We start from the raw sequence: 12,805 nt of genomic DNA on the forward strand, positions 1-12,805 counted from the left end.
CCGTGGAGGACTGGATTCGAACTGGCGGGGTGTTGCGAGCATGTAACTTGAACCTGAATTCAGTGTCAAGTAGTGTTCTGGAACACACAAGATCAAGGAGTCGCCGGGATGAGATTCGGACTGACCCACGGGAACATCGGCCGCTTCGCGGACCCGGAGGCGGCGGCGGAGGTCGCGGTCGCCGCGGAGGCCACCGGCTTCGACTCGCTGTGGACGATCGAGCACGTCGTGCTGCCCACCGAGTACGAGCCGCTCTACCCCGAGACCGCCGACGGCCGGATCCCGTTCGCCCCCGACCACCCGATCGCCGACCCGCTGATCTGGATGGCGTTCGCCGCCGCCCGCACCACGACGATCAAGCTCGGCACCGCCGTGCTGGTCCTCCCCCAGCGCAACGCGCTGATCACCGCCAAGGAGGTCGCGACCCTGGACCGGCTCTCCGGCGGGCGGACGCTGCTCGGCGTGGGCGCGGGCTGGCTGCGCGAGGAGTTCGACGCGCTGCGCGTCGGATTCGAGGACCGCGGGCCCCGGATGAACGACACGATCGGCGCGATGCGCGCCCTGTGGTCGGGCGAACCGGCCGACTTCAGCAGCGACTCGGTGGCCTTCTCCGGCGTGGTCAGCTCCCCGCGCCCCCACGGGTCCTCGGTCCCGATCCACATCGGCGGCTTCACCGTCCCCGCCGCCATCAGGGCGGGCAGGCTCGGCGACGGCTTCTTCCCCGGCGGGTACGACCTCGACCGGCTCGACGTGCTGATCCGGCGGTGCCGCAAGGAGGCCGTCGCCCACGGCCGCGACCCCGACGCCATCGAGATCACCAGCCGCTGGACCAAGAAGCGCGACGAGCTGGCCAACCTCGACGTCCTGCACCGACTCGCCGACCTGGGCGTGGACCGGGTGACCATCTCGACGCTGCTCTTCGACCACGAGCACATCGCCGACGAGCTGGCCCGCTTCCAGGAAACCGTGATCGCCAAGTTCTAGCCCTCAGGAGAGGAGTCCCCAGCGATGCCCGCAGTCGAATCCGTCCTCGGCCCGATCGACGCCGATGACCTCGGTCAGACCCTGATGCACGAGCACGTGTTCGTCCTCGACCAGGAGATCGAGTCGAACTACCCCGGCCGCTGGGACGAGGAGGAGCGGATGGCGGACGCCCGCCAGAAGCTCCAGGACGTCGCTTCCCGCGGCGTTCGCACGATCGTCGACCTCACCGTCCTGGGTCTCGGCCGCAACGTCTCCCGCGTCGTCGAGGTCGCCAAGCAGGTCGACGTGCAGATCCTCGCCGCCACCGGCCTCTACACCTACGACGACGTGCCGATGTTCTTCCGCTTCCGCGGTCCGGGCAAACTCGTCGACGGCCCCGAACTCCTCACGGAGTTCTTCACCCGCGACATCACCAAGGGCATCGGCGACACCGGCGTCAAGGCCGCCATCCTCAAGTGCGCCACCGACCGCGCCGGCGTCACCGAGGGCGTCGACCGCGTCCTGCGCGCCGTCGCCCGCACCCACCTCGCCACCGGCGTCCCCATCTCCACCCACACCCACGCCCTCACCGAACGCGGCCTGGAACAGCAGGCCATCTTCCGCGAGGAGGGCGTCGACCTGGAACACGTCGTGATCGGCCACTCCGGCGACACCACGGACTTGGTGTACCTGCGCAAACTCATGGACGCCGGCTCCTACATCGGCATGGACCGCTTCGGCCTGGACCTCATGCTCCCCTTCGAAGACCGCGTCGCCACCGTCGCCTCGCTCTGCGCCGAGGGCTACGCCGAACGCATCGTCCTCTCCCACGACGCCGCCTGCTTCACCCACAACTTCGACGTCGAGGTCAAACGCGAACTACTCCCCCGCTGGCGCTTCACCCACCTGCACGACGAAGTGATCCCAGCCCTCCTGGAACGCGGCACCACCCAGAACCAGATCGACCAGATGCTCATCGACAACCCCCGCCACATCCTCACCGGCACCTGACCGACGAAAAGCAAGGCCCACCACCAACACCTCGGCGCAGCCGCCCCCTCGCATCCGGCGCGGAGCGCCCGCCGTCCTACCGACGCACAGCGAGGTGCCCTGGTCAGGCGCAGCCTGATGCCCTGTCCAACGCGCAGCGAGGATGCCCCGTCGGGCAACGCCCGATGCCCTACCGACGCGCAGCGAGGTGCCCTGTCGGGCAACGCCCGATGCTGGCGGAGCCAGACCTCCCCCTGCCCCCGATACACAGCGCCCTCCTGCACCACCCCCGTTTGTCAAGGCATCTTTTCCGCCTTGACAAACGGGGGTGGTGCATTGAGACAATCGCGCGCACGGGGGCCGGGCTCCGCCACAACGCCCCACACCCACCGACGGCCGCGGCTCATCACGACCCGCGGCCGCCGCACGGCTGAACCGAGGATCCCCCAGAACGACCTCGACGCCCTCGTACCCGGTCGCCAGCCACCGGCTCCCCGCAAGGCAAACGGGCACACGCCGGGCAACCATCCGCAGCGCCCCGACGTACCGCGATGATGATCCCCATGAGCACCGACAACCCGGCGCAGCCGCCCCGCCGGGAGCAGGCGGGAGCCACCCGCGAACTGCTGCTGCGCACCGCCGAGCGCCTGTACGCCGAACTCGGCCTCGCTCAGGTCTCCAACCGCCAGATCGTCGACGCGGCGGGCCAGGCCAACAACTCCGCGCTGACCTACCACGTCGGGACCCGCGCCGACCTCATCCGCGCCATCACGCGCTCGCACACCGACCCCATCGCCTGCCACACCTGGCGGATGGCGGAGGAGACCCGCGGTTCGACCGACCCGCGCGACCACGTCGCCGCTCTCGTCCTGCCCTACACGCGGCACTTGGCCGACCTCGGCACACCGAGCTGGTTCGCGCGCTACGGCCCCCAGATCTCCACCGACCCGGCGCTCGCCGACAACGCGCGCGCCGACCTCATCCGGGTGCCGCAGTTCCAGGAGGGCTTGGCCGCGGTGTGGGCGCACGTCACCGACATCCCGGCGCGCGAGGTGGCGCTGCGCGAGCAGGCCATGCGGCTGACGGTGATCCACACCTGCGCGGAGCAGGAGCGCACCGCCGCCGAGACGGGCACGCCCGCCGACTGGACGCTGGTCGGCGAGGCGCTCGTGGACGCGGTCACCGGACTCCTGCTCGCCCCCAGACGCGCACAGGTGGCCAACTCCACTTGAACAAGCTGACTTGCACAAGCTGACTTGAAGACTTTAGGGTCCGGGCATGGCAGGGAGCGATCGGGCCGTCCCGGAGTCCGCCGCCCGCGCGGCGCGTGAACTGCGCGTGGCGTTCGGCAGGCTCTACCGCAGGTTCAAGGAGCTGTCCGACAACCAGGGGCTCACGCCGTCCCAGGCGTCGGTGCTCAGCAGGCTCGGCAAGGAGGGCGACGCCTCGGCCAGCGACCTCGCGGCGGCCGAGCGGATCCGCCCGCAGGCGGTCGCGCCCACGCTGGCCGTGCTGGAGGAGCGCGGGCTGGTCGAACGCCGCCAGGACCCCGGCGACGGCCGCCGTCAGCTGGTCTCGCTGAGCCCGGCGGGCCTCGCGATGTTCGAGGACAGCCGGAACGCGGGCGACGAGTGGTTGACCCGCGCGATGCACGAGCACTACTCCGAGGCCGAGCGGCGGACCCTGCTCACGGCGATCACCCTGCTGGAACGGCTGACCCGGCCGTAACCCCACTGTCGCGAAAGGACAGTCCATGCCGCTCACCACCCTCGACGACCACACCGCCCTGGTGGTCGTCGACCTCCAGAACGGCGTCCTCTCCCGCCCCACCGCACCGCACACCGCCCAGGAGGTCATCGCCCGCGCGGTCGACCTCGCCGCCGCGTTCCGCTCGCACGGCCTGCCGGTCGTGCTGGTCCGGTTCACCACCGCCGCCGACGGGGCCGACGCCACGCCCGGCCGCACCGACATGTCCGGCCGCGCGGGCGGCGTGCCGCCCGAGGGCTGGGACGTCGTCGTCGACGAGCTGGCGGGGCACGCGGAGGACATCGTCGTCACCAAGCGCAACTGGGGCTCGTTCCACGGCACCGACCTGGACGTGCAGCTGCGCCGCCGCGGCGTGACCCAGGTCGTGCTGGCGGGTGTGGCCACCAGCCTCGGCGTGGAGTCCACGGCCCGCGCCGCCCACGAGCACGGCTACCACGTCACCCTGGCCACCGACGCCATGACCGACATCGATCCCGACGCCCACGACAACACCGTCCGCCGCGTCCTGCCGCTGCTCGGCGAGACCGGCACCGCCGACGAGGTCGTCGAACTGCTGGCCAAGTCCAGGGCCTGACCAGCACGTCCCAACAGCGAACCGCCTGCTTCAGGCCGGGTAGGGGGCGGCCTCCCGCGCGGACCGGAGCGCACCGGCCCACCACGCCAGCTGCTCGAACAGGGTCTTGGCGTACCCCGGTGCTTCGGAGTCGAGCGGGTGGCCGTCCTGCCACGCGGTGAAGTAGTTCGGGAACGACAGACCGTCGTGGATGGTGACCGCGTGCAGCTCGGTCAGCACGTTCTCCAGGTGCAGCACCGCGTGCCGCCCGCCGGCCGCGCCGCCGTAGCTGACGAAGGCGACGGGTTTGGCCGTCCACTCGGTGAAGTGCCAGTCGATGGCCGCTTTCAGCGACGCCGGGTAGGAGTGGTTGTACTCGGGCGTCACCACGACGAACGCGTCGGCGCCCTCCAGGGCCGACGTCAGCGCCGCCATCCCGGCCGGGCGGGGGTAGTCGTCGCCCGCGTACTTCGGCGACGCGGCGGGCAGTGCCAACGGGATGTCGATCCCGGCCAGGTCGACGACCTCCACGTCAAAAGCGCCGTGCAGGGCGGCCTGGTCGGCGACCCACGAGGCCACGACCGGGCCGAACCGTCCTTCCCGGACGCTGCCGATGATGATCACGAGTTTGTGCCTGTTCTCCATGCCCACCATGGTTCGGCCTTCGTCGTGCCGCGACCAGACCGTGTCCAGGCTGGCCCCCGCACGGCCACCCTGGGCACTCCACGACGGGCGGACAGCGCCATATGCTCACGACATGGGCACGCCGTTGGGGGATTTCATCCGGGCCAAGCGCGACAGCCTCCAGCCGGAATCGCTGGGGCTCCCCCAGCGCGACCGCCGCCGGTCACCGGGTCTGCGGCGCGCGGACCTCGCCTCGCGGGCGGGCATCAGCGTCGAGTACCTGACCCGCGTCGAGCAGGGCCGCGACCGCAACCCCTCGGTGGCGGTGGTGAACGCGCTCGCCGACGCGCTCAGCCTCGACCCCGCGGAGCGCAACCACCTGCGCTACCTCACGAAGATCACCGGCGGCGAGTGCTCCGCCCACACCGCGCCCGCGCCACCGCGCCTGCACGTGCGACCGTCCGTCCTGCGGACGCTCCGCCTCCTCGAACCGGGCATCGCCGTGGTGACGAACCGGCTGGGCGACGTCCTCGCCCGCACCAGCGGCTACGAGGCGGTGACCAGGGGGACCGGACTGCTCGACACCGACGCCCCCAACGTCACCCGCTACGTGTTCACCGACCCCCGCGCCCGGACGTTCTTCGCCGACTGGGACGGCGTCGCGGACGAGCAGGCGTTCGACCTGTGGCTCGGGCCGTCCATCGAGAACCACGAGTGGCTCACTGCGGAACTCGCCTCCACCGCGGGCCTCGACTTCACCCGCAGGCTGAACCGCCACGTGGTCCCGCCACGCGGGGTCCTCGAACTCGACCACCCGGAGGGGCACCGGCTGCGCCTGCTCCGCGAGACGCTCGAACTCACCGACGACGCCCAGCAGCTGGTCGTCTTCCTCCCTGCGGACGCGGGAACGGCCCAGGCCGTCGACGAACTCCGCCACCGGTCCCGCGGCGGGCTGCGGTCCATCTCGTGACGCGCCCCGGCCTCCGCGACTCCTGCATCGGGCCGCTGCCGGAACAGCCGAACCCCTGTTTGGTGGCGCAAGTCACACCAGGCCCTGCGGAAAGCGCTGTCCACCGGTAACGGGGTGAACCGGCGGCGCACCCCGCCGTCCGGACGACGGCCGAGTGCGCGGCGCTGGTCAAGGGCCGTGCGGACCGGAGGTCGAAGACGACCCCGGTCCGCGCGGTCAGCGGCGGCGCGGCCGCATGGGCGAATGCTATCGCTGCCCACCGCGCCGCCTCCCCCTCCACCACCCCGTCACCACGGGCGGGAACGGCCTGCCCAAGCCAGGAGGACGTGTGAAACGTGCGGGGACCGGTGGTCCACGAGGTGGTAGCCGGTCAGCGGGCCCGCGGGGGTCAGGGGCGGGTGCCGGTGGTGGTGGTCGCCCGCGCCCGTCTGGTCGCTCCCGCGGCCCCGCATCCGATGCGGATCCTGGTCATGGTCATCGCTCCTCCTACCGGCGAGTCCTGATCCCGCGCGGCGCTTCTCGGCCGCCACGCGTCCCAGGGTGCTGGGCCGAAGGTGCACGATCCTTGTGATCCACTTGAATCCGCACGTCGGAACCGCTATTCCAATCACGATGCCCTCCACACGCGAAGCCGTGCGACTCCGCATGCTCGGCACCGTCGAAGCCCTCGTCGACGGCCACCGGATCGACGTCGGACCCGCCCGGCAGCAGTGCGTGCTGGCCGCGCTGCTCATGGACGCCAACAGACCCGTCTCGGTCGACCAGCTGGTCGACCGGGTGTGGGGCCAGCGGGCGCCGCAACGGGCCGTGGGGACGCTGCACAGCTACCTGACCCGCGTGCGGCAGTCGCTGGCGGGCCTCGTCACGATCACGCGCAAGTCCGGCAGCTACGTCCTGGGCGTGGAGGAGACCGACGTGGACCTGCACCTGTTCCGCGACCTGGTGGCCCGCGCCCGCGCGACCGAGGAGCCCGAGCTGTACGAGCGGGCGCTGGGGCTCTGGCGCGGCGAGGCGTTCGCGGGCCTGGACACCCCGTGGGTGGCGATGGTCCGCGAGCAGCTCGGCCGCGAACGGCTGGCGGCCGAACTGGACCGCAACGACCTCGCGCTGCGGCTGGGCGACCACGCGGACGTGCTGCCCTCGCTGCGGTCGCGGACCGCCGAGCAGCCGCTCGACGAGCGGATGGCGGCCCAGCTCATGGTCGCCCTCTACCACTCGGGCAGGCAGGCCGACGCGCTGGAGCACTTCGACCGGACGCGGCGGCGGCTGGCCCGGGAGCTGGGCAGCGACCCCAGCCCCCCGCTGCGGCGCGTGCACGAGGCCATCCTGCGCGGCCGGGTCGCCGAGGCCGAGCCGGTGGCGAGGGTCGTCCGCAACGACCTGCCCGGCGACCTCTCCGACTTCACCGGCCGGGAGGAGGAGCTGCGGCACGTGCTCGCCGCGATCCCGGCCAACCCCGGCGCCCCGACCGCGGTGGTGATCGACGCCATCGACGGCATGGCGGGCGTCGGGAAGACCACGCTCGCGGTCCACCTGGCGCACCTGCTGACCGACCGCTACCCCGACGCGCAGCTGTTCGTCGACCTGCACGGCCACGCCTCCGACCGCGCCGCCATGGACCCGATGACCGCGCTGGAGACCCTGCTGCGGGCCCTCGGCGTGCCCGGTGACCGCATCCCGGCCGACCTCGCCGAGCGCTCGGCGCTGTGGCGGGCCGAACTGGCCACCCGGCGCGCGCTCGTCGTGCTGGACAACGCCGCCGACAGCTCCCAGGTCCGCCCGCTGCTGCCCGGCACGTCCCGCGCGCTGACGCTGATCACCAGCAGGCGGCGGCTGGTCGACCTGGAGTCGGCGCGGGTGCTGTCGCTGGAGCTGATGCCGCACCGGGACGCGGTCTCGCTGTTCCGCACCGTGGTCGGCGACGACCGCGTCGACCAGGAGCCCGCCGTCGTCGAGGAGGTGGTCGCGCTGTGCGGCCACCTGCCGCTGGCGTTGCGGATCGCCGCCGCGCGGCTGCGCAGCCGTCCCAAGTGGACGGTGGCGCACCTGGCCCAGCGGCTGCGGCAGGGGTTGCCGGAGCTGGCCGCGGGCGACCGCAGCGTCGCCGCGACGTTCGCGCTGTCCTACGACCACCTGACCGACGGCCAGCGGCGGCTGTTCCGGCTGCTCGGACTGGTGCCCGGCGGCGACTTCGACGCGTTCGCCGCCGCCGCGCTGACCGGCACCCGCGCGGCGGAGGCCGACCGGCTGCTGGAGGAGCTGGTCGACGTGCACCTGCTCGAACAGCCGACGGCCGACCGCTACCGCTTCCACGACCTGCTGCGCGAGCACGCCCTGGGCGTCGCACTGGACACCGAGCCCGAAGCCGGTCGTACCGAGGCCATGGCCCGGCTGTCCGACTACTACCTGCACCTCGCCACGACCGCGGGCGCCCACCTCGGTCCCGCCGCGCGGCCGCCGCGGATCGTCCACCCGCCCGCCGACGCCCCGGAGCCCGCGAACGGCGGGGAAGCGTTGGCGCTGCTGGACGTCGAGCGCGCGAACCTGCTGGCGATGGTGACGCGGGCGGCCGACGACGGGCCGCGGGAGCACAGCTGGCAGCTGACGCAGGCGTTGTGGCGCTTCTACTTCATCCGCGGCAGGCTGGACGACTGGATCACCACGCACCGGGCGGCGCTGCGGGCCGCGCGCGAGTTGGCGGACCCGTTCGCCCAGGCCGAAGTGCTCAAGAGCCTGGGCACCGCGCACTGGCAGGCGCGGCGGACACCCGAGGCGATGGAGCACTACCAGGACGCCCTGGCGCTGTACCGGGAGATCGGCGAGCGCAAGGGCGAGGCGGCGGTGCTGGGCAACCTCGGTCTGCTGCACGACCGGATGGGGCAGTACGTCGAAGCGGTCGACCACCACCTGGAGGGGCTGGCCCTGTACCGGGAGATCGGCGACCGGCGCGGCGAGGGCACGACGCTGAGCAACCTCGGGCTGGTCTGCGAGCGGCTCGGCCGGTACGACGAGGCGCTGCGCCACTGCGACGAGGCGCTGGTGATCATGCGCGAGTTCGGCGACCGGTGGAGCGAGGGCGAGACCCTCATCCACCTCGGGATCGTCCACCAGCGGCTGCGCAACCGCGACGAGGCCCTGCGCTGCCAGCACGAGGCGCTCGCGCTGATGCGGGAACTGGCCGACCGCGACCGCGAGGGGCACGTGCTCGCGAACATCGGCCAGGTCCTCAGCGACTCCGGCAGGCACCCCGAGGCGCTGGAACACCTGCGACAGGCGCTGGCCATCACCCGCGAGACCGGCGACCGCGCCCAGGAGGTCAGCGTCCTCAACGACTTCGGCGAAGCGCACCGCGCGGCGGGACTGCCATCCGAGACCGACCACCAGCGGGCACTGGCGATCGCGCTCGACATCGGCGACCGCCACCAGCAGGCCCGCGCCCACGTCGGCCTCGGCCACGCCGTCGCGCCGAACGACCCCGAAGCCGCCCGCCTGCACTGGGAACTGAGCCTGGCGGTCTACCAGGAGCTGGGCGTCCCGGAGGCGGAGGAGGTCGCCGCACACCTGGCCGTGTGGTCGGCGTCGAACGAACTGGCGTGAGCGGGAGGGCGTTCACCGCTGTGCGGCGGCGACGGTCCCGGACCGGGGATCCGTCGTGTCGTACGCGACGGCCCACCGCCTGAAGACGGCCCGCGACTCCTCGACACCGAGCGCCATCGCGCCCAGCGCCGCGAACTTCCGCCGCACGGCGGCGATGGCGGTGTCCTCGTCGAAGAACGCCGTGGCCGTGGCGGTCTCGCTGAAGGCCAACGGCTTCAGCGGCTCGGCGAAGGTCAAGAGCGTCGCCGAGCACCGCAGCGCGGGATGTCCCGCCGACATGGGTACCACGCGCAGACCGAGTCGCGCCCGGTCGGCCATGAAGCAGAGGCGCATGCACTGGTCGTGCATGACCGCAGGACCGCCTACCACCAGGTGCAGCGCCGCTTCGTGGATGAAGACCACCGCTTCGGGCGCTGATTCCCGGTGCAGCACCTCCTGTCGCGCGGCGAGGTGACCAAGCCGGGAGTCACGCTGTTCCCCACCCGCGCCAGCGTGCCCGAGCAGGGCTTCGGCGTACGCCTTGCTGCGCAGCAGCGACGGCAGCAGCAGTGGCTGGTAGCAGGTGAGCGTCCGGGCGACAGCCTCGTGCATCCGCGCGCACAGCACGTCGTCCGGTGAGGCGTCGTGATGCGCGCGCACGAAGCAGCCGCGGTCCGACTGCTTCACCAACTCGAGAACACGGGCGCGCACGGCCTTGTCAGCGCGGTAGAAGCCCAGCAGCGTGGCGACATCCGCTTCGCAAGCGCCTCGTGTGCCGCCTTCCAGCTTGCTGAGCTTGGCCGACGACCACCCCACCTCCTCGCAGAGGGTGGAGGCTTTGATCCCGAGACCTACCCGAACCCTCCGCAACTCCTCGCCGAGTTCCCGGCTGTGAGCGCTGGACAGGCGGGCGGACGGGTGCTTGTCGTCACGTGGCATCACGAATGCGGTTCCCAACGGTGTCGGAATCGGCTGGTGGACGGGCACCCGACGCGGGCGCCCGTCCACCAGCCTCGTTCCAGACCGGTCCGGGGAGAACGGAGGGAAACCCGCCGGTCAAGACTGCTCGGCACCGGGAGAACCACCCGGAGAACCAGGTGGTTTCACGGGCGCACCGCAGATCAGCCGCTACGCTGAGCACACGAGCCAACACACAGCGAGGGCGAGTGGCACCCGTTCCGAACAACCTGTTGCGTGCGGCCCGCTACGCCGCCGACCTCACCCAAGGGCAGCTCGCCGAACGGGCGAACGCGCTGTTCGAGGCGGCGACCGGTCGCGGCGGCGCGATGGACGACAACTACATCGGCAAGCTCGAACGGGGTCTGCACCGCTGGCCGAACCACGGCTACCGCGCCGCCCTCCGCGCCGTGCTGGAGGTGACCTCGGACCGTGACCTCGGCTTCGCCAGTCCTCGTTCTCGCGTGGCTATCGTGGAAGAAGACCCTCAACACGACGGAGGAGGGGACGACGTGGACCGCAAGGCGTTCTTGCGAGTGCTGGCCGGTTCAGTGGCGGGCCTGGCCTTCACCGATCCCCTGGGCGAGTTCGGCACCGGGGCGACGGGCGCGGGACGGCGGATCGGGCAGGCCGACGTCGACCACGTTCGCCACCTGGCCCGTCTGTTCGCCTGCCAGGACCACCAGTACGGCGGGCATCTCTCCGCCCGTGCGGCCGTCGCCCAGTTGTCGGCCTCCGCGGAACTGGCGGAGGGGACGTTCGCCACCGCGTCCGTCCGCGCCGACCTGTTCTCGGCCGTCGCCGAATTGGCGGACACGACAGCGGGCGTTTGCTTCGACGCGGGTCTGCACGTCCACGCCGAGCGGGCTTTCCGCTTCGGGGTCGGCTGCGCGACCGAGTCGGGTGACTGGTCGATGCGCGCCAAAGCCCTGTCCGGCCTGGCCAACCTCTCGGTGCACCAGGGGCGGAGTGACGACGCGCTGAGCTTCGCCGAGATGGCGTTGGTGCGGGCCGATCGCCTGTCCCCCAAGGTCGGCGCGATGGTGCACACCCGTCACGCCCGCGCGCTCGGGCTGATCGGCGTGCACCGCGCGGATGACTGCCGGGCGGCCGTGACCAAGGCCGAAGACCTGTTCGGCGGTGCGACGACGAGCACCGAACCGGCCTGGCTGTCGCACTACGGCCAAGCCCACCTGGAGCGCGACGCCGGTAGGGCGTTGCTGCACTTGGCGCTCGGCGGCGGCGACCACCACGACGCCCGGCAGCGGCTCGAATCGGCGATCATCCGCTTCCCGGAGGGCCACTCGCGCGGCAAGGCGCTCGCCAGGGCGAACCTCGCGGTTCTCCTGATGACCCGCGACGATCCGCGGGAGGCGGTGGAGGTCGGCGACGAGGCGCTCGCGGCCGTCGGGGCGGTTCGTTCCGATCGCGTGGACGACGCGCTCAGGCAACTGGCCGAAGCCGCGCGCAGGCATCCGAAGATGGACGACGTGCGCGACCTGGCGCGCCGCGTCGAACGGACCCTCGCCACGACGGCGGGCAGGAAGGCCGCTGGACCTCACCCCGCGAGCAGCCCCGTGAGCAGCCGGAGGCGGTCCTCGTCCGGGCTGCCCTCCGGGGCGGTGTAGACGATCAGGAGCGGGCCGGGGGCGCCGGGCATGGGGTAGGCGTCCCAGTCGAGGTTCAGTTCGCCGACCAGCGGGTGGTTGACGCGCATCCGGCCGCGGGTGGTCTCCTCCACGTCGTGGCGGGCCCACAGGGTGGCGAACTCGTCGCTGCGCACCGCCAGCTCGCCGACGAGTTCCGCGGCCCGCGGGTGGCCCGGTTCGGCGGCGACCTGGGCCCGGAGCATCGCGGTCAGCTCGGCGACCGTGGCCGCCCGTTCCGGGCACGCCTGGTCGGCTTCCGGGTGGAGCAGCAGCGCCAGCAGGTTCCGCTGGTTCGCCGCCAGGTCGGTGAAGCCGCTGAGCAGGGCGCCCGCGAGCGGGTTCCAGGCCAGCACGTCCAGGAAGCGGCCGACGACCAGCGCGGGTGAGGCGGTCGTGCGCAGCAGCCGCAGCGTGGTGGCGGGCACGTCGTCCGGCTCGTGGGTGCGGGGCGCCTTGGCGGGCGTGCGGGCGGAGGCGGCGAGGCTGTGCAGGTGCCGGGACTCCTCGGCGGAGAAGTTCAGCGCGCGGGCGAGGGCGTCGAGGACCTGGTCGGACGGCCGCACGTCCCGGCCCTGCTCCATGCGCTGGTAGTAGTCCGAGCTGACCCCGGCCAGCAACGCCAGCTCCTCGCGGCGCAGTCCCGCGACCCGTCGGCGCGGACCGGGTTCCAGGCCGACGTCCTGCGGGCGCAGCCGGGTCCGTCGGGTGCGCAGGAATTCGGCGAGCTCACGCCGGGCGTCGTCGGTCACCGGTCCA

At 72.3% G+C, this 12,805-nt stretch carries 12 protein-coding genes; 9 read left to right on the forward strand and 3 right to left on the reverse strand.

What is annotated here, in order from left to right:
• The first annotated feature begins 108 nt into the window (after positions 1-108).
• From RM788_RS08140 to RM788_RS08160, 5 genes are all read left to right on the forward strand, one after another.
• Positions 109-984 (forward strand): LLM class F420-dependent oxidoreductase, encoded by an 876-nt coding sequence (locus RM788_RS08140; protein ID WP_315930925.1) that lies wholly within the window; start codon positions 109-111, stop codon positions 982-984.
• Positions 985-1,008: 24 nt separating this feature from the next.
• Positions 1,009-1,974 carry a phosphotriesterase family protein gene (locus RM788_RS08145; protein WP_315930927.1) on the forward strand — a complete coding sequence of 322 codons (966 nt, stop codon included), beginning with the start codon at positions 1,009-1,011 and terminating at the stop codon, positions 1,972-1,974.
• Positions 1,975-2,516: 542 nt separating this feature from the next.
• Positions 2,517-3,185: a TetR/AcrR family transcriptional regulator gene (locus tag RM788_RS08150; protein WP_315930928.1), complete on the forward strand. Its 669-nt coding sequence runs from the start codon at positions 2,517-2,519 to the stop codon at positions 3,183-3,185.
• A 46-nt stretch (positions 3,186-3,231) separates the two neighbouring features.
• Positions 3,232-3,681, forward strand: coding sequence for a MarR family winged helix-turn-helix transcriptional regulator (locus tag RM788_RS08155; RefSeq protein WP_315930929.1), 450 nt, complete (start codon positions 3,232-3,234; stop codon positions 3,679-3,681).
• A 25-nt stretch (positions 3,682-3,706) separates the two neighbouring features.
• Positions 3,707-4,294 (forward strand): isochorismatase family protein, encoded by a 588-nt coding sequence (locus RM788_RS08160; protein WP_315930931.1) that lies wholly within the window; start codon positions 3,707-3,709, stop codon positions 4,292-4,294.
• 30 nt (positions 4,295-4,324) lie between these two features.
• On the opposite strand, the gene RM788_RS08165 is transcribed toward RM788_RS08160, so the two are convergent.
• Positions 4,325-4,918, reverse strand: coding sequence for an NADPH-dependent FMN reductase (locus tag RM788_RS08165; protein ID WP_315930932.1), 594 nt, complete (start codon positions 4,916-4,918; stop codon positions 4,325-4,327).
• A 112-nt stretch (positions 4,919-5,030) separates the two neighbouring features.
• Here RM788_RS08165 and RM788_RS08170 point away from each other — a divergent pair, with 112 nt between their 5' ends.
• The 3 genes from RM788_RS08170 to RM788_RS08180 all read left to right on the forward strand — a co-directional run bounded on the left by RM788_RS08170 (position 5,031) and on the right by RM788_RS08180 (position 9,464).
• Positions 5,031-5,867, forward strand: coding sequence for a helix-turn-helix domain-containing protein (locus tag RM788_RS08170; protein ID WP_315930933.1), 837 nt, complete (start codon positions 5,031-5,033; stop codon positions 5,865-5,867).
• 335 nt (positions 5,868-6,202) lie between these two features.
• Complete coding sequence (locus RM788_RS08175) at positions 6,203-6,370, forward strand: hypothetical protein (protein WP_315930934.1); 168 nt, start codon at positions 6,203-6,205, stop codon at positions 6,368-6,370.
• Between the two features lie 109 nt (positions 6,371-6,479).
• Positions 6,480-9,464 carry an AfsR/SARP family transcriptional regulator gene (locus tag RM788_RS08180; protein ID WP_315930935.1) on the forward strand — a complete coding sequence of 995 codons (2,985 nt, stop codon included), beginning with the start codon at positions 6,480-6,482 and terminating at the stop codon, positions 9,462-9,464.
• A 12-nt stretch (positions 9,465-9,476) separates the two neighbouring features.
• On the opposite strand, the gene RM788_RS08185 is transcribed toward RM788_RS08180, so the two are convergent.
• Positions 9,477-10,382, reverse strand: a complete 906-nt coding sequence (locus RM788_RS08185; protein ID WP_315930936.1) for a helix-turn-helix domain-containing protein — start codon at positions 10,380-10,382, stop codon at positions 9,477-9,479.
• 227 nt (positions 10,383-10,609) lie between these two features.
• On the opposite strand from RM788_RS08185, the gene RM788_RS08190 reads away from it, so the two are divergent.
• Positions 10,610-12,028 carry a helix-turn-helix domain-containing protein gene (locus RM788_RS08190; protein ID WP_315930937.1) on the forward strand — a complete coding sequence of 473 codons (1,419 nt, stop codon included), beginning with the start codon at positions 10,610-10,612 and terminating at the stop codon, positions 12,026-12,028.
• Here RM788_RS08190 and RM788_RS08195 read toward each other — a convergent pair.
• Positions 11,959-12,798 (reverse strand): helix-turn-helix domain-containing protein, encoded by an 840-nt coding sequence (locus RM788_RS08195; protein WP_315930938.1) that lies wholly within the window; start codon positions 12,796-12,798, stop codon positions 11,959-11,961. The genes RM788_RS08190 and RM788_RS08195 overlap by 70 nt on opposite strands.
• Between the last annotated feature and the right edge of the window lie 7 nt (positions 12,799-12,805).

The sequence above is a fragment of the Umezawaea sp. Da 62-37 genome, assembly GCF_032460545.1.
GTDB lineage: Bacteria > Actinomycetota > Actinomycetes > Mycobacteriales > Pseudonocardiaceae > Umezawaea.

Coding starts and splice junctions, on each gene's coding strand:
- RM788_RS08145 (WP_315930927.1), top strand. CDS start 1,009: ATGCCCGCAGTCGAATCCGTCCTCGGCCCGATCGACGCCGATGACCTC.
- RM788_RS08150 (WP_315930928.1), top strand. CDS start 2,517: ATGAGCACCGACAACCCGGCGCAGCCGCCCCGCCGGGAGCAGGCGGGA.
- RM788_RS08180 (WP_315930935.1), top strand. CDS start 6,480: ATGCCCTCCACACGCGAAGCCGTGCGACTCCGCATGCTCGGCACCGTC.
- RM788_RS08165 (WP_315930932.1), bottom strand. CDS start 4,918: ATGGAGAACAGGCACAAACTCGTGATCATCATCGGCAGCGTCCGGGAA.
- RM788_RS08170 (WP_315930933.1), top strand. CDS start 5,031: ATGGGCACGCCGTTGGGGGATTTCATCCGGGCCAAGCGCGACAGCCTC.
- RM788_RS08160 (WP_315930931.1), top strand. CDS start 3,707: ATGCCGCTCACCACCCTCGACGACCACACCGCCCTGGTGGTCGTCGAC.
- RM788_RS08140 (WP_315930925.1), top strand. CDS start 109: ATGAGATTCGGACTGACCCACGGGAACATCGGCCGCTTCGCGGACCCG.
- RM788_RS08185 (WP_315930936.1), bottom strand. CDS start 10,382: ATGCCACGTGACGACAAGCACCCGTCCGCCCGCCTGTCCAGCGCTCAC.
- RM788_RS08155 (WP_315930929.1), top strand. CDS start 3,232: ATGGCAGGGAGCGATCGGGCCGTCCCGGAGTCCGCCGCCCGCGCGGCG.